General features: G+C 56.2%; 22 protein-coding genes and 2 pseudogenes. 9 read left to right on the forward strand and 15 right to left on the reverse strand.

The features are described 5' to 3' along the window. Positions 1–80: 80 nt before the first annotated feature. The 3 genes from AGR7B_RS24465 to AGR7B_RS24475 form a co-directional block, all read right to left on the reverse strand. Positions 81–1,580, reverse strand: a complete 1,500-nt coding sequence (locus AGR7B_RS24465; RefSeq protein WP_080855004.1) for a tripartite tricarboxylate transporter permease — start codon at positions 1,578–1,580, stop codon at positions 81–83. Positions 1,581–1,618: 38 nt separating this feature from the next. Further along, positions 1,619–2,098 carry a tripartite tricarboxylate transporter TctB family protein gene (locus tag AGR7B_RS24470; RefSeq protein WP_080855003.1) on the reverse strand — a complete coding sequence of 160 codons (480 nt, stop codon included), beginning with the start codon at positions 2,096–2,098 and terminating at the stop codon, positions 1,619–1,621. A gap of 73 nt (positions 2,099–2,171) precedes the next feature. Continuing rightward, positions 2,172–3,152 carry a Bug family tripartite tricarboxylate transporter substrate binding protein gene (locus AGR7B_RS24475; protein ID WP_080821248.1) on the reverse strand — a complete coding sequence of 327 codons (981 nt, stop codon included), beginning with the start codon at positions 3,150–3,152 and terminating at the stop codon, positions 2,172–2,174. Between the two features lie 237 nt (positions 3,153–3,389). On the opposite strand from AGR7B_RS24475, the gene AGR7B_RS24480 reads away from it, so the two are divergent. Next, positions 3,390–4,415, forward strand: coding sequence for a LacI family DNA-binding transcriptional regulator (locus AGR7B_RS24480; protein ID WP_080821247.1), 1,026 nt, complete (start codon positions 3,390–3,392; stop codon positions 4,413–4,415). Between the two features lie 10 nt (positions 4,416–4,425). Here AGR7B_RS24480 and AGR7B_RS24485 read toward each other — a convergent pair whose 3' ends face one another. After that, on the reverse strand, positions 4,426–5,598 hold the full coding sequence (locus AGR7B_RS24485; protein WP_078053805.1) for an L-talarate/galactarate dehydratase: 1,173 nt from the start codon (positions 5,596–5,598) through the stop codon (positions 4,426–4,428). A gap of 112 nt (positions 5,599–5,710) precedes the next feature. Between AGR7B_RS24485 and AGR7B_RS24490 the strand changes: the two genes are divergently transcribed. Next, complete coding sequence (locus AGR7B_RS24490; RefSeq protein ID WP_078053806.1) at positions 5,711–6,601, forward strand: LysR family transcriptional regulator; 891 nt, start codon at positions 5,711–5,713, stop codon at positions 6,599–6,601. A 170-nt stretch (positions 6,602–6,771) separates the two neighbouring features. Here AGR7B_RS24490 and AGR7B_RS24495 read toward each other — a convergent pair whose 3' ends face one another. The 6 genes and pseudogenes from AGR7B_RS24495 to AGR7B_RS24520 all read right to left on the reverse strand — a co-directional run bounded on the left by AGR7B_RS24495 (position 6,772) and on the right by AGR7B_RS24520 (position 9,525). After that, a complete protein-coding gene (locus AGR7B_RS24495; RefSeq protein ID WP_078053807.1) occupies positions 6,772–7,194 on the reverse strand; it encodes a type II toxin-antitoxin system VapC family toxin in 423 nt (140 codons plus the stop codon). Next, on the reverse strand, positions 7,191–7,445 hold the full coding sequence (locus AGR7B_RS24500) for a type II toxin-antitoxin system Phd/YefM family antitoxin (RefSeq protein ID WP_078053837.1): 255 nt from the start codon (positions 7,443–7,445) through the stop codon (positions 7,191–7,193). Before AGR7B_RS24500 ends, AGR7B_RS24495 begins: the two co-directional genes overlap by 4 nt. A gap of 421 nt (positions 7,446–7,866) precedes the next feature. Next, positions 7,867–7,996 (reverse strand): annotated as a pseudogene (locus AGR7B_RS26575) (IS110 family RNA-guided transposase); the annotation flags it as partial. A 248-nt stretch (positions 7,997–8,244) separates the two neighbouring features. Further along, complete coding sequence (locus AGR7B_RS24510) at positions 8,245–8,610, reverse strand: response regulator (protein WP_080858343.1); 366 nt, start codon at positions 8,608–8,610, stop codon at positions 8,245–8,247. Between the two features lie 146 nt (positions 8,611–8,756). Then, entirely contained in the window at positions 8,757–9,038 is a 282-nt protein-coding gene (locus AGR7B_RS24515) for a hypothetical protein (protein ID WP_035265088.1), read from the reverse strand. 145 nt (positions 9,039–9,183) lie between these two features. Further along, a complete protein-coding gene (locus AGR7B_RS24520) occupies positions 9,184–9,525 on the reverse strand; it encodes a hypothetical protein (RefSeq protein ID WP_003519959.1) in 342 nt (113 codons plus the stop codon). 303 nt (positions 9,526–9,828) lie between these two features. Between AGR7B_RS24520 and AGR7B_RS24525 the strand changes: the two genes are divergently transcribed. After that, the gene (locus AGR7B_RS24525) at positions 9,829–10,116 is read left to right on the forward strand and encodes a hypothetical protein (RefSeq protein WP_035265086.1); all 288 of its coding nucleotides are present in this window, start codon (positions 9,829–9,831) and stop codon (positions 10,114–10,116) included. A 13-nt stretch (positions 10,117–10,129) separates the two neighbouring features. Then, entirely contained in the window at positions 10,130–10,450 is a 321-nt protein-coding gene (locus AGR7B_RS24530; protein ID WP_035265084.1) for a hypothetical protein, read from the forward strand. A gap of 304 nt (positions 10,451–10,754) precedes the next feature. Here AGR7B_RS24530 and AGR7B_RS24535 read toward each other — a convergent pair. The 5 genes and pseudogenes from AGR7B_RS24535 to AGR7B_RS24555 all read right to left on the reverse strand — a co-directional run. Beyond that, positions 10,755–11,193, reverse strand: a pseudogene (locus AGR7B_RS24535) (oxidoreductase); the annotation flags it as partial. A gap of 121 nt (positions 11,194–11,314) precedes the next feature. Beyond that, positions 11,315–11,590 carry a hypothetical protein gene (locus AGR7B_RS24540; RefSeq protein ID WP_080858344.1) on the reverse strand — a complete coding sequence of 92 codons (276 nt, stop codon included), beginning with the start codon at positions 11,588–11,590 and terminating at the stop codon, positions 11,315–11,317. Between the two features lie 180 nt (positions 11,591–11,770). Then, the gene (locus AGR7B_RS24545; protein ID WP_034499643.1) at positions 11,771–11,998 is read right to left on the reverse strand and encodes a hypothetical protein; all 228 of its coding nucleotides are present in this window, start codon (positions 11,996–11,998) and stop codon (positions 11,771–11,773) included. A gap of 127 nt (positions 11,999–12,125) precedes the next feature. Next, positions 12,126–12,335 (reverse strand): cold-shock protein, encoded by a 210-nt coding sequence (locus AGR7B_RS24550; protein ID WP_003519970.1) that lies wholly within the window; start codon positions 12,333–12,335, stop codon positions 12,126–12,128. A gap of 292 nt (positions 12,336–12,627) precedes the next feature. Then, positions 12,628–12,855 (reverse strand): hypothetical protein, encoded by a 228-nt coding sequence (locus tag AGR7B_RS24555; protein WP_045534684.1) that lies wholly within the window; start codon positions 12,853–12,855, stop codon positions 12,628–12,630. A gap of 687 nt (positions 12,856–13,542) precedes the next feature. On the opposite strand from AGR7B_RS24555, the gene AGR7B_RS24560 reads away from it, so the two are divergent. The 5 genes from AGR7B_RS24560 to AGR7B_RS24580 all read left to right on the forward strand — a co-directional run bounded on the left by AGR7B_RS24560 (position 13,543) and on the right by AGR7B_RS24580 (position 18,990). Then, positions 13,543–13,989, forward strand: a complete 447-nt coding sequence (locus AGR7B_RS24560) for a MerR family transcriptional regulator (RefSeq protein ID WP_064263090.1) — start codon at positions 13,543–13,545, stop codon at positions 13,987–13,989. Then, positions 13,979–14,557 carry a PIN domain-containing protein gene (locus AGR7B_RS24565; protein WP_064263091.1) on the forward strand — a complete coding sequence of 193 codons (579 nt, stop codon included), beginning with the start codon at positions 13,979–13,981 and terminating at the stop codon, positions 14,555–14,557. Before AGR7B_RS24560 ends, AGR7B_RS24565 begins: the two co-directional genes overlap by 11 nt. Before the next feature lie 149 nt (positions 14,558–14,706). Then, positions 14,707–17,067: a hypothetical protein gene (locus AGR7B_RS26055; protein ID WP_080858345.1), complete on the forward strand. Its 2,361-nt coding sequence runs from the start codon at positions 14,707–14,709 to the stop codon at positions 17,065–17,067. A gap of 363 nt (positions 17,068–17,430) precedes the next feature. Beyond that, entirely contained in the window at positions 17,431–18,009 is a 579-nt protein-coding gene (locus AGR7B_RS24575; protein ID WP_080858346.1) for a poly-gamma-glutamate hydrolase family protein, read from the forward strand. A gap of 99 nt (positions 18,010–18,108) precedes the next feature. Continuing rightward, complete coding sequence (locus AGR7B_RS24580; protein WP_080858347.1) at positions 18,109–18,990, forward strand: RusA family crossover junction endodeoxyribonuclease; 882 nt, start codon at positions 18,109–18,111, stop codon at positions 18,988–18,990. The last annotated feature ends 368 nt before the right edge of the window (positions 18,991–19,358 follow it).

The following is a 19,358-nucleotide window of genomic DNA, read 5'->3' on the forward strand; positions in this document are numbered from 1 at the left end:
TCATGGCCGTCGCCACGCGGCTTCGGATCGTCCGCAGCAAGATAGTCGCCGAGCGACCTGATGGGATTGTTATAATCTCACTATTCGGTGAACGCTTCCTCCCGTTTGCGGCTGATGCTCGGCGACAGTACCAGCGCCAGCACCGCAACCGCAAAGATCAACAGCGACAGGCTAAGCGGGCTGCGCAGAAAGATCGTCGGATCGCCCTGGCTGATCAGCATCGCACGGCGCAGATTTTCCTCCAGCATCGGCCCCAAAATGAAGCCGAGCAGCAAAGGCGCCGGTTCGAAACGCATCTTGCTCAATGCAAAACCGACAATGCTGAAACCTGCCATGACGAAGACATCAAAAACGCTGTTGTTGATGCTGTAAGCGCCGATGCAGCAGAAGCCAATGATCGCCGGAAATAAAAGGTGGTAAGGCACGGTCAGCATCCGGACCCAAAGCCCGATCAGCGGCAGGTTCAGAATGACGAGCATGAGATTACCCGACCACATGGAGACGATCATGCCCCAGAACAGGCTCGGCTCCTCGGAGATCACATTCGGGCCGGGCGTGATGCCCTGGATTATCATCGCACCGACCATCAACGCCATGACCGGGTTTCCGGGAATGCCGAGGGTGAGCATGGGAATGAACGATGTTTGCGCGCCGGCATTGTTGGCGGCTTCAGGGGCAGCAACCCCTTCGATCGCACCCTTGCCGAACTCGACCCGGTTGGGAGAAACCCGTTTTTCCACAGCATAGGCGGCGAAGGAGGCCAGCATAGCCCCACCGCCCGGCAGAACACCGAGGAAGGACCCAAGTGCGGTGCCACGCAAAACGGGCGCACAAATTCGCCGGAAATCGTCTTTCGTCAGCATCAGTCCCGTCACACGCTTGACGCCAACCGAACGCTCCTGCTCGTTTTCCAGATTGCGCAGGATTTCACAAATACCGAATATGCCCATGCTGACGGCAACGAAATTCAATCCATCATAGAGTTCGGGAATATCGAAGACATAGCGTGGTGTACCACTTTCGACATCCGTGCCGACAGTGCCAAGCAGCAGGCCGAAGACGATCATGGCGAAGGCCTTGAGCAGCGAACCGCTTGCCAGCGCGACGGAGGCGACAAGCCCCAGAACCATAAGGGAGAAATATTCGGCTGGCCCGAAGTTGAGCGCGACTGCGGCAAGTGGCGGCGCGGCAACCGCAAGCAGGATGGTCGCCACCGTGCCGGCAAAGAAGGAGCCGAGGGCTGCGGTTGCGAGCGCTGCCCCCGCGCGGCCGTTGCGCGCCATCTGGTAACCGTCGATCACGGTGACGACCGAAGAGCTTTCCCCTGGCAGATTGATGAGAATGGCCGTTGTCGAGCCACCATATTGCGCGCCATAAAAGATACCAGCCAGCATGATGAGGGCGGATTCCGGCGGCAAGCCGAAGGTGATCGGCAAGAGCATCGCGATCGTGGCCGTCGGCCCAAGCCCCGGCAACACCCCGATCGCAGTTCCCAGAAGACAGCCGATGAAGCCGTAAAGCAGGTTCATCGGCAGGAAAGCGGTGGATGCGCCGAGCCAGAGGTTAGAGAAGATGTCCATAAGTAATCCAATCCGGTTTCGGGGCTGACTGGCGAGCCCTAGAAAAAGTCACCGATGAAGGGGATCCACGGTCCGAAAGCCTGGAGAGGGAGCGCGAGGAGCTTGGTGAAAAGCAGGGCGGAGCAGCCCGCCAGGAACAGGCCCAACAGGATGGAATGACGCCAGTTGACATAACGACTGGCCGCCGATGCCCCGACAATGAGCAGGAACATCGTGGGTGCAAGGCCAAGCCCCGCCAGCACGAGACCGAAGCCGACGGGAGCGAGGATCACCAGAAAATAGGCCTTCCAGTTCCAGGTTTCGGTCTCACCTTCCTCAGCGCCTACCATCAGCGACTGGATGAGGATGAACGCGCCAAGCGTCATCAAGATCAGGCTGAGCATGGTCGGGAAATAACCGGGGCCCATCTGGAACGAGTTCCCGACCTCCAGATTGCGACCGAACCAGATGAATAACAGGCCGGCAAAAATCATCGTCACGCCGCCGGCGAAGTCGCGACCGTTTTTTATCTTCAGCATGGCACTATACTCGCTGTGGAAATGTGCCGGCCGGAATGACATCGAAGGAAATCATACCGGCCGGCAGCCTGCATCACTGCGGCGGGACGTTCGCGGCCTTGATGACCTCGGCCCACTTCGTCGTTTCCTTGTCGATGAACGCCTGGAATTCGACCGACGTATTGCCGACCGGCGTCACACCCATTGCTTCGAGTTTCGCTTTTATCGCCGGATCCGCGATGATCTCCTGGACTTCCTTGCTGAGCTTTTCGACGATTTCCGGCGGGGTGCCGGGAGGCGCAAACAGGCCATGCCAGGAGGTCGCCTCGAAACCGGGAATGACGCTTGCCATGGTCGGCACGTCGGGCAGCAAGCTGGCTTTTTCCAGGCTGGTGACGGCGAGCGCCTTGACCTTGCCGGCCTTCACCTGCTGGGCAGCGGTCGGAATATTATCGAACATCATGTCCACATGGCCACCAACAACGTCGAGAATGGCCTGGCTGCTGCCTTTGTAAGGCACATGCGTGATCTTGAGATCGGCCTTGGTGGCCAGAAGCTCGCCCGCAAGATGGATGGACGTCCCGACGCCGGAAGAGGCGTAAGTGTGCTTGCCCGGCTCCGCCTTCAGGAAGGCGATCAACTCCTTGACGGAATTCGCCTTTATCTTATCGGGATTGACAACCAGCACGTTCGGCAGGCTTGCAATCAGCGAAATCGGCGCAAATCCCTTTTCCTTGTCATAAGGCAGGGTCTTGTAGAGCGTCTGGTTGATCGCGTTGGAACTGACCGTTCCCATACCGATCGTATAGCCATCAGGCTTTGACCGCGCGAGGTCGCCAAGGCCGATATTGCCGCCGGCACCGGGCTTGTTTTCAACGATGAAACGTTGTCCCAGCCTCTTGTCCAATTCTTCAGCCACAAGGCGGCCGAATGTATCCGTATTGCCGCCTGCGGCAAAAGGAACAATGACGGTCACCGTCTTGGACGGATAGTCTTCGGCAAAACTGGACTGGAGACCGATTGCGGATATTGCGGCTGTGACAGCCGCAAACGTCATGAAACGCTTGAGGTTCATAGTAATTCCTCCACTTTTCTGGCTTCCCGCCAGCACTGCTCACCACCCTTCGAAACCCTCCTCCCGAAGAAATGGAAGCGCTTTCATTTTAGCCCCAAAAATCTCTTCCGCAACCGCAGACGGTGTTTTTTTAATCATTAAGTTTCAACATATTAACTTGAATCACCACAATACTTTAGACGAACATCTTGATTAAGCTCAAAATGAAAGCGTAAATCATTTTGAGGGGAATGAAAAATGGCCGACCACGAGAAAAGCAGTTATATCGCACCAGGCGGGCCGGTCACGCTCGCCGACATTGCAAAGCTCGCGGGCGTTTCGCCGGTCACGGTTTCCCGGGCGATCAATACTCCCGCTCTGGTCAAGCCCCGCACGCTGGAGGTGATTGAGCGGGTGATCGCAAAAACGGGTTATGTGCCTAATCTGTTGGCTGGCGGCCTTGCTTCCCGGCGCACCCGGCTGATCGCTGCGATCGTCCCAACCGTTTCCAGCACGATCTTTGCCGAGACTATCGAGGGGCTTAACGCTGAACTCGTCGCCGCCGGCTATCAACTGCTGCTTGGCCTTTCCGGTTATGACAATGCCCGCGAGCTGGAACTGACACGCGCGATTTTGGCACGCCGTCCCGATGGCATCGTCCTCACCGGCATCACGCATCTTAAAGGGACACGCGCCATGTTGACAGGCGCGGGCCTGCCGATTGTCGAGATATGGGATTCCACCCCCTCACCGCTCGACACTGCGGTCGGCTTCTCGCATGCGGCGGTTGGCGCTCTGGCGGCCGAGCATCTGCTGGTCAAGGGCTACGACCGCTATGCCCAGATCGGTGCCAACGATCCCCGCGCCGTTCAGCGCCGCGACGGTTTCGTCGGTCGCCTCAGAGGGGTCGCGGATGTCGAGTTACCAGCGCTGGAAATGAATTCACCCTCTACCTTTCGGGACGGAAGATTGGCGATGGCGCAGCTTCTGGACAGTGGGCAGGGCACGCTCGGCGTATTCTGTTCATCGGACGTCGTCGCCCACGGCGCCCTAGCGGAAGCAAATGCACGCGGCTGCAGCATACCCGATCAGCTCGCCGTTATCGGTTTCGGCGATTTTGACTTTGCTCCCTACACACACCCGCCATTGACAACGATCCGTATCGATCGCCGTGACATCGGCACCAAGGCAGCGCGCTCCATTCTCAGAAAGATAGAAGGCGACGGGAATGTGGAGGCCATGATCAATATCGATTTCCACATCGTTGCCCGCGGCACCGCCTGACGCAGCGCGCTTACGGCCGCTTGCCAAATTCCGCCGTGGCCCGCGTCCAGTGATCGGCCTGTTCCGAAAGCGTAATGCCAAGACCTGGCCGGCTTGGCACCAGCATGCGGCCATCCCTGATCTCCAGCCGCTCGTTGAAAAGCGGATCGAGCCAGTCGAAATGCTCCACCCAAGGCTCAAGCTCGTAGGCGGCCGCCAGATGGAGGTGGATTTCCATGGCGAAATGGGGCGCAAGCTGCAGCTTCCTGGACTCTGCCAGCGCGCAGATTTTCAGGAATTGCGTGATGCCCCCAACGCGCGGCGCATCGGGCTGGATGAAATCGACGGATTTATTCTCAATCAACGAGATATGCTCCAGAACGCTCGCCAGCATTTCGCCGGTTGCGATCGGTGTATCGAGCGTTGCGGCGAGCGCCGCATGGCCTTCGACATCATAGGCATCGAGCGGCTCTTCGATCCATGTCAGATTATAGGGCTCCATGAGACGGCCGAAACGCATAGCGGTGGGGCGATCCCACTGCTGGTTCGCATCAACCATCATCGCCACCCTGCCGCCGAGGCGCTCATGCACCGCCGCGACGCGTTTGAGATCGACAGCCATATCGGGCTGACCGACCTTGATCTTGATCCCACCTATGCCCGCAGCAATCGAGCGCTCGACATTATCGAGAACTTCCTCAATCGGCGACGACAGGAAGCCACCTGATGTGTTATAGCATTGCACGGAATCGCGGTGGGCGCCGAGCAACTTGGCAAGCGGCAGGCCTGCACGTTTCGCCTTGAGGTCCCACAAGGCCACATCGAAGGCTGCTATCGCCTGGACGGCAAGCCCGCTGCGACCGACCGACGCTCCGGCCCAGCAAAGCTTGTTCCACAGCTTGCCAATGTCGTTCGGGTCTTCGCCGATAAGGACGCTCGCGATCTCCTTGGCGTGTTCATATTGACCCGGACCACCGGCACGCTTGGAATAGCTGAACCCAATGCCGCTATGGCCGTGCTTCGTCTCTATTTCCGCAAAGAGAAAAGCGACTTCGGTCAAAGGCCTCTGCCTGCCGGTCAAAACCTTTGCATCGCTTATCGGCGCCTTCAGCGGCAGGAAGATCGAGGAAAGCTTTATCCAGGCAATGCTGTCTGCGCCGAGGGCCTGTTGCCGGTGGCCGGTTTTTGCTGGCTGCGTATCCATCTTCGCCTCTCTGATTTTCACCCGCCGAGCGGCCCTCGTCTTGACTGATATCGCGGCAATCAATTTAAGTCCAAGTTGTTTTCTGTTGGATATTGATACCAGGATTGAATAGATGCTTGATTTGGGACAGGTCCGTTCATTTGTCGCCATCGCCGCCGAGCTGAATTTCAGCCGCGCGGCCCGGCGTTTGAATATGACCCAGCCTCCACTCAGCCGGCAGATCAAGCTGCTGGAGCAGGAACTCGACGTCACACTCTTCGAGAGAACCAGCCGCAGCGTCGTCCTGACGCCGGCAGGGGTAGCGTTTCTGGCGGAGGCCCGGAAACTGCTTGAACAGGGGGATGCAGCGGTAACCGCGACAAGAAGGGCAGCACGCGGGAGTGCGGGGGCAGTGAAAATCGCCTTTGTCGGCGCCAGCACCTATAGTTTCCTGCCGAGGTTCATCAGTCGGGCGCGTACTGCCGTACCTCAGGTCGAACTCGAACTGGTGCAGATGGAAACGGCCGAGCAGCTTCAAGCGATCAATGCCGGCGATATCGATCTCGGACTTTCCCGCCCGCTTACCGGCAATCATCATCTGGAAAGCCTGTGCGTTGCGCGCGAACCCATGATGCTCGCCATCCCTCGCGCGCATCCGCTTGCCGCAAAACGCCGACCTGCGCTGGATGCGCTCAATGGTGAGCCCTTCATCATGTTTTCCCCGCCTGCACGCTATCTGCACGACAAGCTGACCAGACTGATGGAGCAGAACGGTATTGCCCCCCGCGTCGTTCAAAGCATGACCCATTCTCAGGCCATCCTCTCACTGGTCAGCGCCGGCATCGGCCTGGCGCTAGTTCCGGCCGGCACCCAAAACGCCTGCTTCGATGATGTGATCTTTCGATCCTTGGATTTGCGAGAAGAATGTGTTGCAGAGCTTCACGCCATTTGGAGTCCCCACAACCGCAATCCTTTGCTGCCGGAAGTACGCAACATCGCTACCCTTGGGCATATTACGTTATGACCTTCATCTCCAGCAACAGGTTAAAATACATATCTTTTGAGGTATCGAGCTTGTTTCTCGAAGCCATCGCCTTGATATAATCTGAACGGCCGACCTCTGCATTTCGAAAACTCAATGAGGTTCCTGCCGAGCTCGCAGAAACAATTTCAAGGCGCCCCGCATGCCGGTCTTTAGGCACGCCATGGGTCTACGAGAACAACGCCTGTACCTTGGAAATCATGAATGTTGCGTGTGACAACCACTAGTCCATGCACGATCGCTGTCGCAGCAATGAGTGCATCTGCTTCATTGCGGCGATCCGGAATATGCAAGTGAGCACATCGCGTCGCAATTGCTTCATCGATAGAGATCATGCGCTCAGCGAACTCCGGTCGAACTCGGCTATCCATCCAGGTTCGTAAGCGAGAGCCCTGCTCGATGTCACGGCGCTGGATGCTGAGTATCCCGCGCTCAAGCTCTAAAATTGTTATGGCAGAAATATACAGATCACGAGAATCCTTGGCACCTAACCAAGTCGTCACGTTCAGATCAGCCTTACCGTCACCCACTTTACGGAGCTCGGAGACAACGTTTGTGTCGAGCAAGTATTTCAAGAGAGATCAACTTCGCGAGTTGCAATGACCGACCGAGACAGATCGAAATCGATATTCGACAATCCTGGCATTGAAAGCGCATCGACAAGATTGTGACGCTTACCTGTCAGACGCTCAAACTCACGGTACGTCATCAACACATGCGAAGGTCTGCCTCGATCGGTGATGACGACAGGCCCTGCCTCAGCAGCTTTTTTCGCTCTGCCAACATCGTGATTCAGTTCGCGGCTGGTCAAGTTAGTCGTAGCCATAGTCGCCTCCATGTAGGAACGTATCTACATATAACGCTTTCATTTTAATCTCGCAATCCCTTTCTTGCGCCGCGTGGCTGCCAGCCTTTTAAGCTCTTGAAGGGAGTCGAACCACCGACCCGCAGTTTAGTGGGTTTTATTGGCAGCATCTTGCCGATCCGGGCAACAGTTTGCTTGCCGGAGTGGCCGGTTTGAGGCCGGGAGCGGAGTGTCCGGTGTTGGACGCATTTATCGGATAGCTGTCGTTCAGTTACCAGACCTCCAAACAGACGTCTGATGCCGCTCGTTTACGCATGCAGAGGGGCCGCCGTTGTAACATGGCGGCAATTTGGCCATGCTCAGAGATTTTCCGTGTAGAAAGGGATCAGTTTCGCCAACGCTTTTTCGACCGGCTCCGGTTTGTCATAGAGGTCATAGTGCGATCCACAGCATCGTTCTTCTCGCGCTTTACGAATGGACACATACTGTGGTGTTATCAGCCGTACTTCATGGCCGAGTTTCGGCAGTTCGCGTGACCAGTAATGAGCCATCCCGCAAGCCTCCATTACGACTATCGAAACGCCCTGCCCGGATACAAACTAGGAAATGCTGCCGGGATAGCTTCCGCCGAAACCTGACCTCTCCGGAAAGCGAAGCTCCATGAATCTTGGAAAACGTTCTTCGCGAAATCGCTCCCACTCATAGTGTTGGATGTCATGCCGCCGTCCTTTCACCCGTTGGGTTTAATCCGGCCATCCTCTGACAAGAACGTGCGGGGTGCGTGTACCATCAACCACACCATCTATGCAACGGGACCACGTTAATGGAGGGTTGACGCCGGTCCAGGCGAGCCAAAAAGAACGTCGGCTATCTTGCGGAGATGCTTCCTATCACCACCAAAAGAGTAGCCTTCCGAGTTCACATCGATGAAAGATGCGAAAACGAACGGCGTCGCCATTGATTCCAGTAGCATGGCTAAGCGTAACATCATTTCTACGTCAACTTTGACGTCAATAATTGCCCCGTCGACATCGCCGGCTTCCAACAGGTTCAAGACTTGCTCGACAGAAGAAACAGGGCCTGCAACGGTGGCTCCGGCGGCAGTAAGTTGCGCATGGCACGCCGCCGTCAACGACGGACGCCGCTCTACCACTATCAGCTTCTTGCCTCTGAAGGCGCGTAACACAGGAATATCCCTACTCGTTCTGCGCTCGCCCGTGCTACGCCAGAGATAGATTTCTGCTGGAGAAAACTAAGCGGCGCAATTGGCGTTGTATTACCGCTTGCCCATAACTGACCAGCGCAATCGCCGGCCAACTTGTGAAACGTTGATCACTGGTCTGACTCACCGCATTGCGATTCGATATCCTTTTGCAGCGCCACTTCTATTTCCTCCGCGGACACCTGCAAAAACTGGCGCTTCACTAATTGTGCGGAGATAGCAGGTATCTCAAGGTGTGTTGCGACGGGTTGATACGAAGGAAAACTGAGACCTTCAATGAGCTGTTCATCAACGACCAGACGATATGTTCCAGCTTCCAAAGGTACTACTAATCCATCCAATACGAACGGATTCGCGAAGGTGATTTCTTTGTATGTCGTTCTTTCTTTCATACCCTTAAACTCTTTCCTGACACATTCACACCGCGCCGCAACGTTTATCCTTGACCGTCATCGCTCTCCACTAAGTGGATTTCGACCCCCTGAGAAGGATTAACAAAGAGATTGCCTATAGCGCGCCGGCTTCGCTCTTCCAGGGCTATTCATTAGCCCCAATTGATCGACCACTGGCCTTCCTGAAAAAGCTGAGGACGTATATCGTGTTGCGCGGGACACTTCTGATGGTCTCAAGGACAGGCCGTGATTGGTAGGATTGATTGAGTGAGTCCGCATTCCCAAGACGGCGTTTCAATTGTGCTGCGAGAGCATCGGCAGATGTTTCTCCCGCAAGAAACAGTCTCATTACAAGAAACGCGGCCGTGTTGAATTGTCGCTGGTCATTGCCCAGCAATGTGGCGTTATAGCCCGCACTCTTCAAAACTGACTGGATCATCTCCATCTCTTTGGGGGAGATGGCTGCAAAACTGGGGTGGGAAGACATAATGTCCTCCTCTCGTTGGGGCTAGGGTAACCGACCCTCAACCAGTAGTGCCCGTGACATCGCTACCGACGCCTTACAGTGCGCCTGAATAGCTTAAGACGCAAGCGAATACGGTTTTGGAAAGCTCCAGCGAAGTTCACCAGCCATTCGCTGGTCATTATTGAGCGGCGGCTGCGTTCTAGCACATTGGAATTCCCTTGCTAATGAACCTCAAAACGCGCAGGCTCGTTCCTTCGGTAGCTTTTTTAAAGGGCGTTACCGCTTCAAGGTGAAATCCCTTGGCCCCAACGAAAGGAGGACACGATGTCTTCCACACAAGAATACGGCCCGATTTCGTCTCACGATCTGAATATGTTGCTGTCCCTGTTGTCAGATGCCGGCTTTGAAATCGACACGCGCTCGGCTGACGACCGGTCATTCAACAAGGCCACCCGCAAGATAATCGATCTTTTTCAGGGTGGAATGACCGACCCTTCCAAACTCAAAGGAGAGATGCTGTTCCTGTTCGGGGTACAGAAACGGGAACGTGTGCCATCTCGCAGACCACTCCCGAGATATGCAATCCAAGGTCTTCCGGGGTTCGGCAGATAGCGGGGAAACACCTGTGCGCGCGTATGTTCTTGGAAGTATGGTGCTTTGGTCCGCTTTCTTTCTGATCTGGTATTTGTTGACGCTTTATACCGGCAGCAAAGACCTTGAAGAAATGCGATCCAGTCCGGCCGGAGGAGTAGTTATGTCTGCGTCTCGATGCGGTGTGGAACTGGCGACTCTTCTCGCGATGAGCGACAAGCTCTTGAAAGCCGGCGGACCAGAAGTGCCGGCAGATTTACGCGCAAATATTGAACATTGCATCTCCTCTGATACAGCGAGTCGAGATACGCTTACGAAGACACAGCTCATAAGATTTTTCCCCGACGAAAAATAGCCTGCAGACTCCGCCCTTGATTTCATCAACCCCATCACAAAACTTGATGCTCTCTGTTTTCACTCTGTGCTATGGATCATGGGTGCGGACAGGTGTCCTTTGAGGCGACGGTGGCCAGAGATTTTTTGATATGGCGCGGCATCCGGCTACGCAGCCTTGGGAATTATCGGAGATTGATGATGATCGATATCGCAGGAGCTCCCCCGAAGTACGCCCCCTGATGGCTCACTGCCGGAAGTCCCGATGAAGCGGGATAATCGATATAACCCGCAGCGCCGCCGCCATACAGCATGACCGGATCTCAGCCGGGGTCGCTTTGCAGTCGTTCGACGAGATTCGGATTGGCGACGAACGGGCGTCCGAAGGCGATCAGATCTGCCTTGCCATGGGCCCGATGCGGCGTCGCAAGGTCGAGGTCACAGCGATTATTGGCGATATATGTCCTGCTGAAGCGGCGGCGGAGCGATCCGTATTCGAAGGGTGCGACGTCGCGCGGGCGGCCCGTCGCGCCTTCAACGACGTGAATGCAGGTGATGCCGAGAACATCAAGTCGATTGATGATATACTCGTATTGCGTCTGGGGACCGCTACAGGAAATACTATTTGTAGGCGAAACTGGCGAAATCCGGCACACCCGTGCGCTCGCCGCCGATTTCCTGCACCACCGTGGCCGTGACCTCGAGTATCAGACGCGCGCGGTTTTCCATCTTGCCGCCATAGGCGTCCGTTCGGACGTTAGGGCCGTGAGCCTCCCATATAATTCCTGAAAGCAGACGCTCGCCAGCGACTTGCCGCGCGCAAAGGCGAACTTATCAACATGCTCATACGAAACAGCAGCGATGCGGCTCACGGCCCGATCTTCCACTAGATTCGATCATATGTGAACGATGTCAGCAGCGTGGTTACAAGGTTACTCGCATTATCCTTGACAAGCGCTTCCGTCCATTCATTCGTCCCGCGTAGCCGCAGGTCTGCATAAATGCTGTCGACGGCGGCCTCTTCGATCCGCTTGATGTTCGCCAGAAAGGCTTCCTCTCCGGCCGCATGATACATGTCTCGGATCACCATCCGCAGGATTTCCTGGATTGCGATCTGCCATGCCGTGTTGAGTGCCTGAAGTTCGCCGATACTGTCTGCCATAGGTATCCCTTTCGGTTGCGGAGTGCAACGGTTTGAAAGAAACTGCGGACAGAGCCTGATTGATGATCTCACGTGACCAAGCCATTTGCTATAACCGCCTTGCCTTGCGATTGGCGTACCGCCGATTGCGGGCGGCCTCGTCGTGTTTTATCCGTCCGCGCCCCACTCTTCCTGGGCAGATCAGACCGTCTTGGCCCGTCGTTTCGTGAGAAGAGAGGCTGTCGTCGCCTCACGGTCCTTCAATTCTTTCGCAAGTCGCGCTTCACGAAGCCGCCTCGTCTTTTCCTCGCGGGCCAGAACGAGGGAATCGAGTTCCTCGACGGCGCTGTTACGCGCGAAGAATTGCGATTGAGTATTGGCGAAGGCAATCTCCGCCTTCTGCCGGGATTTGCTGTGTGTCTGTGACATGGCTTTTCCAGATTGAACGCCGCCGTGGCAACAAAAAAAGGTCAGGCAATCTGCCTGACCTTGCTGGTATCATGCTCTCGCCAGTGCCAGTACATCCGTGGTCAACGGAGAGCGGATACCGGGATGATTAAGCGGCCTGGAGGTTGCAAGCCGACATCTTGCCCGACTTGTTATCGCGCTCAAGGTCGTAGCCGATCTTCTGGCCTTCAATGAGTTCGCGCATTCCGGCGCGCTCGACGGCCGAGATATGCACGAACGCGTCGGTGCCGCCATTGTCAGGCTGGATGAAGCCAAAGCCCTTCGTGGAATTGAACCATTTAACTGTGCCAGTGGTCATGATGAACCCTTTCATAGCAATAAGAGGACCACAACGCCTGCGGCGCTGCAGATGCGATAGCGATTTTTGAGAGAAAAGGCTCGTTCAGGGCACGGTGCCAGACGCGCGATAACCAAAGCTAAGCAAGCAAATATCGACAATCAACATATAGGTCGCTCATATGCGATTGTCAACTTTTAGTTTTTTCTCACCAATATTCTCAGCATTTAGTTGTAGTTCCTAAGCCGTTTCACAGCCTCGACTGCGGAAACGGAGCTGGGAGCGTAACCAGACACGAGGTTCACCTATGGAGTCACGGTCGTCCGAAAGCAGAAATGGACTCCGGTCCCGACGGAAAACCATCGTCTCGCTGGCGAATGACTCCGGACATGAACCGGAGCAACACAGTGCGCGATTGACTTGAAAGCGCTCCTGACAGCGGTTTCATCCTCGCCGTTACATATCCGGCCTTATGAAGCATCTGGTTGAGAATACGATTGCTGCCGGGATCGAAATCGACGGCGTGAACGCTGGAAGACATGGTGTCCTCCTTTCAGATTGCGGGCGCGGGCATTAAAGCCCCCGGCGGCAGCGCCCGTTGCAATTGCTGCCGAGGTCACGATGATGAGGCTCGCTCGCCTGTTTAGCAATCCTTCAATTAAGGTCATTTGGGGGCGGGATAGCTTCGAAGCCAACCCGTACAGATATTTGCGTTCTGTAAAACCGTTAATATCAAAGAACGAGGGCTAATTTGACCCTCCATCGATACACGCGATGTTCACTCCTGAGGAGCGGCAGGAATGAAGGAGTGGCGATGTAAGTGCACTGCCGCCCAAAGCTCGCTGGCCCGGTGGGATGCAGCTTTCCCGCCGCCGTCGCCCGAAACCTGCCAGTCAATTTCCCATCCCTTAACGATCGTTGAAGGCCTGATAAGCGAAAAGACTGCTTTAGGGAGCGTGTAATTGCTATGCTTACGTCTGGAATGAAGGGGGCAAAGCAGCTTTATCCGTGGATAACGAACAACGACTGCTTCGAAGGCGCAGAGCCGTCGTTGCGAATGAACCACAGTTAGCTCGAGCAAGATGCCTTGCGAGCGTCTTCGCCTTGATCGGAATCGAACCGGCGTTCCGTAGAACCGCCCCATCACCGCCATCGCAACCAACCCACACTTTCAGTTATTGCAGATAGAGGTCTTTTTCGCTATATTTCATGGCTAAGGAGATATCCCATGGCCAGCCAAATTGTTCATTTCGCCAGACTGTCAGATTGCGATCGAAAAATTGCTACGCCCTTGCCAAAGCTGGTTGCCGGCGACAGGCTGGAACTCCACGTTCGTGATGCAGGCGGCAAGGCGCGCACGCTCCCGATACCACCCTCGGCCGCCGCAGCTGTCGAAGCCCTTCTGGCGCATATGCTGCGCGGGGAGCGCGTTGCAGTGCTGGCCGAGGACCAGGAAGTGAGCCCAAGTGACGCTTCAGCCATCCTCGGCATCTCTCGTCCGCTCGTCGTCTTGCGCATGGACCGGGGCGATCTGCCATTCCGCTACGTCGGCAAACACCGCCGCGCCCTCCTGAAGGATGTGCTCGCGTTGAAGTCGAAGCTCGACAAACGACAGACGGCAATGGAGGCCCTTGCCGAGGACACAGAGGACCTGATCGAGACCTATGGCCTCTAATCCGCCCGTCGCGGTCTACGACGCCTGCGTCCTCTACCCCTTCCACCTCCGCAACATTCTGATCCAATGCGCCTTCGACGGTCTCGTCGAGGCGCGCTGGACCGATGATATACATGATGAGTGGATGCGCAATCTCGCCGTCAACACACCAGGTTTGTCCATCGACCGCCTGGAAGCTACGCGCGACCGGATGAACGCGGTCCTCCCGGAGGCAGCGGTCGGGGACCATCGCCCGCTTATTGCAGATCTCACGCTACCGGATCCCGACGATCGACATGTCCTCGCGGCAGCCATCGCGGGCAAAGCCTCCGTCATCGTCACCTGGAACCTGAAGGACTTTCCCGCAAGAAACCTTCTCGCCCATGGTGTGACCAGCAAGTCGCCAGATGATTTCCTCACCGATCTCCATGCGGCGTTTCCGGAAGCGCTAATCTCCAGTGTCAAAAGTGCGAGACATAATCTGCGAAAGTCGATCCCATCGGTTGAGGCGTTCGTCGACGCGCTTCATCAAGGCGGGTTGAAGAAGTTTTCAGGGATGCTTCGCCGGAACATAACCGGATTGACGTGAGCCCGCGCAATCCTTGAAAAATTGACGAGACCGCCCGACAACATTCTTGGGTCATAGGGTCGTCCTTATGAACTTTACGGTTTCTTAACCGTCTGCCCCTAATTCCGCACGCCCTCGGCCTGAGGCCCCGAGAAAATATGGGATGACACATGCCAAACGAAGACCTTTCCAAACGCCATTTCCAGAAAAAGATCTCGACCTACTGCGATGTCCGCATTGTTCCCGTTGCGCCGGATTGGGTAGTGGACAACCTCCGCGCCTACCTTCTGGCGTTAATCGCGTTTCGAACGACGCCGGCTCTTGCAAACAACCGCTATGACTGGCGGCAGATCGCACACGATTGCGGGATCGATGAAGCGCTGACGACAGCGTTGAAGAAGCAACTGCGACCAGCACTGGATGCGATCATGCGCTGGCTGAAGGAGCCGCCTGTAGAAGACGACGCCAAGAAAGGTAAAAGACCGCAAGCGAGACCCAAAGCTCGTGCCACGAACAAGTTTGCCCCCTCCCCGATGGACCAGCATCACGGAGTTGAAGAGGTCGGCAGCTCCCGTTTAACTGGCCGCCCCGGCCCTAAGCCGAGGCGCGTTTCTGACAAACCAGAACCTTTGTTCGAGGCGAACGAAGATCCTAGTTCATTCAAAGATGCCCTCGCCTATCAAATGCGTCGCTTTGGCGAGAGTTACTGGCAACTCCATAGAGCGGTCGTTCGGATAGACGAATCTTTTGATGCAAAAACCTTGCTTTCGTGGATAGAGGGCCAGCGTGTACCTCGCTCGGTCGCAAGCTTCGACATCCTCGGCCGCATTGAGCGCAGATACGGCCTGCCGAACGGCTACTTCAAAGCGAAACTGCCACATCAGTCCAGGTCCTTATATGGCCACGATCTGGAAGACATCAGCCCGGCGGAGCGGCGCCGGCTTGCCTGGCATCTTCCCGACGACTTCGGCAGCCTGCCTTTTTCGAAGCGCGAAGAGATCCTGGAATGGGTCCGGCGCGTCATTATCTCGGGATCGACCGATTACAGGCGTTTCCAAGCGGCAGCGACGAAGCAGCGCTACGCAATCCGGTTCCCCGGGATCACATATGGCGGGAGTGCACTCACCCCTCGACCAGCGGCTTCTAGCTGGCTGCGAGATGAGGACAAAAAAGGGTGTTCGACCGAGGCGTTCGAGGATCCAGACCTGCTCTCCGGCGTCGTCGATGCACCCCCTCGGCTTGCGATGGAGATGGCAGATCTCATCCGCTTCAAAACGTCGACTCTCACCGAGATCGGCTTCCGCAGAAATGGCGTCTGGAATGAGGAGACAGCCAGCCAGAAAATCGAACATCTCGGCCTGATGTTTGGGGCACTTGCGGCATCCCCGAACGGGGTTGTCAAAGGCCGAGGCGTGCCGCTCAATCAACTTACCTTCGGCCTCCTGATCTTCCCGGGCGTGTGGGATTGGTATCTGCAGTGGCGCGAGCGCCGTCGCGGCTTCTTTACTAAATGGGAAGACGACATGCTGATGGTGGCCATGGCCCTTACTCGCGCTGAAGTCGGCTGGATTCGCCAACATCCCGAACTCCTGCGCAACGTGAAGCCAATCGAAGGACTGCTCACGACAGACGAGATCGAGTCTGCTCGTCGGGACTGGCATGGCGCATGCGAAAACTTCCATCGCCATGCCGCCAACCGTTCAAAAGAAATCCAGCGGGTGATGCGGGTCCACCGCGATCCATTCGAGCCGATCATGTGCGTGCTGGAAGCGCAGAGCCCGCTCGCTGAATACCGGAAGATCACCGAGGAGATCTTGAAGCGGATGCCCGACGAGCACCGCTACCCGAGAGCGGCCGCTGAGGCCGTCCGTTCGTTTCTTATGCTGAGGCTTGGCTTACATCTCGGCCTCAGGCAGAAAAACCTTCGGCAACTGCTGGTCTGCCCACGCGGACAGTTCCCCACGGCGGAACGCCGGCTCGAAGACATGAAGTGCGGTGAACTGCGCTGGAACGAACGCGAGCGTGGGTGGGAAGTCTTCATCCCATCCAACGCTTTCAAGAATTCGGGCTCCTCCTTTTTCGGGCAGAAGCCATTTCGCCTGGTGCTGCCGGATCTTCTTGATCTCTACACCTACCTCAATGCCTATATCGAACGGCATCGGAAGGTGCTCTTGGGTCGCGCATCCGATCCCGGCACGCTGTTCGTCAAGACAGTTAAGACGACCAGCATTGACGCCGCTTACAATCAGACGACGTTTTACGAGGCCTGGCGGTTGGTGATTCAGCGCTATGGCATTTACAATCCGTATACCGGCCGCGGCGCCATCAAGGGGCTCCTTCCTCATGGTCCTCACAATGTCCGAGACGTGCTCGCTACTCACATCCTGAAGCAGACTGGATCCTACGAGCAGGCAAGTTATGCCATCCAAGACACGCCAGACGTCGTGCAGCAGCACTATGGGCGCTTTCTGCCACAGGACAAAGCAGCATTGGCGGCCCGGATCCTCAATCAAGTGTGGGAGGCCGCATAGTGTGATGGTTTAGTCTCTCAGCCCATTGCAGGCATGAACGTAAAATGCCCGCATGCGTCGCGCGACTGCCGTCGTCTCTAGCTCTTGAAGGGATTAGAACCAACGCCCCTGTTATTTCAAATTTTCTCTGTAATAGATTCTCTAGGCGAGCCAAGAATTTAGCTTGGCTGTAATTCGCCGCGGAAGCTGACAGGCAGCTCCAAGTCTACTGTCTACGCTAGCGGAGGTCTTTATACATGTCGATTCAGCGTGCGTCGTTCGCGCCGCCCGCAGGTTATGCGGATGATGATAGCGTCAAATCCGATGCTTTTAATGGTATGACCTCCCTAACAGGACGGAAAGTGGCGCCAGCGAGAGGGAACAGTGACGCACAAGGATGAATACAGGAGCTTCGAAGAGCTCCGCCTGAAAGAACGGGAAGAAGTCGATTACAGCGTAACCGCGCGCCACGCCGACGGCAGCAAGGTGGCAATTGTCGCGCCACATGGCGGCGGGATCGAATTTCTAACAGCCGAACTCGCAGATTCCATCGCCGGAAATGACCATAATTTTTATGCTCTGAGAGGTCTCAAGAAAAACGGCAACAAGGTTCTGCACATCACCTCTCACCGCTTTGACGAGGAGCGCGCAGTGGCGCTGATCGAGCCTTGCGAAAAAGTGGTCACCATTCATGGTCTGGATGGGGACGCCCGATCCCTGCAGATAGGCGGACGCGACGAGGCACTGCGCAGCCGTATCCACGAAGCCCTGCAAGGCGCCGGCTTCAACAGCGAAGTCGTGACAGACGGCGCATATGGCGGTATGGAACCGGAGAATATCTGCAACCGCGGAAGCGCCCGCGCGGGCGTGCAACTCGAAATCCATGCCGGGCTTCGAGTGATGATGAAGCGGGATGCGACCGCCTACAACAAATTTGTCGCGGCCGTTCGATCAGCGTTGTAGAAGCCACTTTCCGAATTCTTTCTTCGGTTTAATGGGCGGTTTCGCTGCCACGAAGGCCGGCTGGCTTTACTGTTCCAAGCGTGAGGAAAAGAGCACAACATGGATAATGATCGGACCGACGCCGCAAAGCCCAACGCCCAGGAAGCTCTGGAGACGCAGGCTTTCACTTTTGACGATCCGCTCGCAATGGAGCGCAAGGGGGTTTTGGCGGGCATCAACCCAATGTTTGGCGAATGGCAGCACCATTTCCAATTCGCGCCGGTGCCATACGGCAATGGTGCAGTCCAGCGGGGAGAGTTTCGCGCCGCGATCCAAGCCGCGCTAACCAACCGGTGGCTCTACGCGAATGCGGTCAATCTTGAGATCACGTTGCATGTGGACGTGCAAACCACGCTAGAGACGGACGAAACCGCCGACCTCGACAATTACGCAAAGGCAATCCTTGACGGCCTCAAAGGTCCCAACGGCATCATGATCGATGACACGCAGGTGCAGGCGCTTGCCATCAGCTGGATCGATGGGTACGGCCAGCCCTCGTTTACCGTTGCGGCAAGAAGTTCGCCGGACGACTTCTTGCTCAAGCCACAGGAGTTCTATGAGATGCCGGACGGACTCTGGTATCCGCACGGGCGCGTGTTCTGGACCGATGGGCATGCACAGACTGTTTCGGATTCCAACCACTATGCCGGGCTGTCCATTATCGAGCTGATGAGTTCGACCCAGCGAAGAATTCGCGCAGAAGCACGAAAGGCTGGCGCGAACCGGCGGCGAGCTTACCAGATAGGCCGCCACGTCTCGACTTCTGCACGAGGTTTTCATCGTAGCCGTATTGAAGGCGAGTTTCCGATGCATCCGCGTCGCGAATGGCAGGCAGAGCGCGCAAAATGGAGCGAGAGCGATGCAGGCGCGTTCCGGAAGATCGAAGATCTTCTACGCGAAATGAAAGACTCGCATGATCGGATGATCGAGACTCTCACCTGATAGTACTGATCTGCGGTGGGACGAGGTGAAGTAGTCATGCGGGGGGCGGCTAAGCTCACTTCCGCGTATCGCGAAAAGCCAAGGCAACGAGCAGTGCACATTGGCGGACTAAATTCATGTTATTCTAAGCAGTTGTGCATAATCCGCACCGCTCATTGACTGAATGGCACCCTTACCGGTGACATCGGGCCAAGAATCGGCGAATCCTACACCTGACCTGTTTCTCGCGCTTCCGCACGTCGGCCAGTGCATCGTTCAGACGTCGAGGCCGCTTTCTGCACACGATAGTTGCAAAACAGGAACAAAGTAAGTACATTGCGTCAAAACTTCGTCTGGTGTTAGCAATCTAAGCAATAGATCTTCTGTGA

The organism is Agrobacterium deltaense RV3 (assembly GCF_900013505.1).
GTDB classification, from domain to species: domain Bacteria; phylum Pseudomonadota; class Alphaproteobacteria; order Rhizobiales; family Rhizobiaceae; genus Agrobacterium; species Agrobacterium leguminum.

Coding starts and splice junctions, on each gene's coding strand:
- AGR7B_RS26055 (WP_080858345.1), top strand. CDS start 14,707: ATGCCAAACGAAGACCTTTCCAAACGCCATTTCCAGAAAAAGATCTCG.
- AGR7B_RS24465 (WP_080855004.1), bottom strand. CDS start 1,580: ATGGACATCTTCTCTAACCTCTGGCTCGGCGCATCCACCGCTTTCCTG.
- AGR7B_RS24580 (WP_080858347.1), top strand. CDS start 18,109: ATGGATAATGATCGGACCGACGCCGCAAAGCCCAACGCCCAGGAAGCT.
- AGR7B_RS24490 (WP_078053806.1), top strand. CDS start 5,711: ATGCTTGATTTGGGACAGGTCCGTTCATTTGTCGCCATCGCCGCCGAG.
- AGR7B_RS24565 (WP_064263091.1), top strand. CDS start 13,979: ATGGCCTCTAATCCGCCCGTCGCGGTCTACGACGCCTGCGTCCTCTAC.
- AGR7B_RS24515 (WP_035265088.1), bottom strand. CDS start 9,038: ATGAAAGAAAGAACGACATACAAAGAAATCACCTTCGCGAATCCGTTC.
- AGR7B_RS24555 (WP_045534684.1), bottom strand. CDS start 12,855: ATGTCTTCCAGCGTTCACGCCGTCGATTTCGATCCCGGCAGCAATCGT.
- AGR7B_RS24540 (WP_080858344.1), bottom strand. CDS start 11,590: ATGGCAGACAGTATCGGCGAACTTCAGGCACTCAACACGGCATGGCAG.
- AGR7B_RS24485 (WP_078053805.1), bottom strand. CDS start 5,598: ATGGATACGCAGCCAGCAAAAACCGGCCACCGGCAACAGGCCCTCGGC.
- AGR7B_RS24475 (WP_080821248.1), bottom strand. CDS start 3,152: ATGAACCTCAAGCGTTTCATGACGTTTGCGGCTGTCACAGCCGCAATA.
- AGR7B_RS24470 (WP_080855003.1), bottom strand. CDS start 2,098: ATGCTGAAGATAAAAAACGGTCGCGACTTCGCCGGCGGCGTGACGATG.
- AGR7B_RS24520 (WP_003519959.1), bottom strand. CDS start 9,525: ATGTCTTCCCACCCCAGTTTTGCAGCCATCTCCCCCAAAGAGATGGAG.
- AGR7B_RS24480 (WP_080821247.1), top strand. CDS start 3,390: ATGGCCGACCACGAGAAAAGCAGTTATATCGCACCAGGCGGGCCGGTC.
- AGR7B_RS24545 (WP_034499643.1), bottom strand. CDS start 11,998: ATGTCACAGACACACAGCAAATCCCGGCAGAAGGCGGAGATTGCCTTC.
- AGR7B_RS24525 (WP_035265086.1), top strand. CDS start 9,829: ATGTCTTCCACACAAGAATACGGCCCGATTTCGTCTCACGATCTGAAT.
- AGR7B_RS24560 (WP_064263090.1), top strand. CDS start 13,543: ATGGCCAGCCAAATTGTTCATTTCGCCAGACTGTCAGATTGCGATCGA.
- AGR7B_RS24500 (WP_078053837.1), bottom strand. CDS start 7,445: ATGGCTACGACTAACTTGACCAGCCGCGAACTGAATCACGATGTTGGC.
- AGR7B_RS24550 (WP_003519970.1), bottom strand. CDS start 12,335: ATGACCACTGGCACAGTTAAATGGTTCAATTCCACGAAGGGCTTTGGC.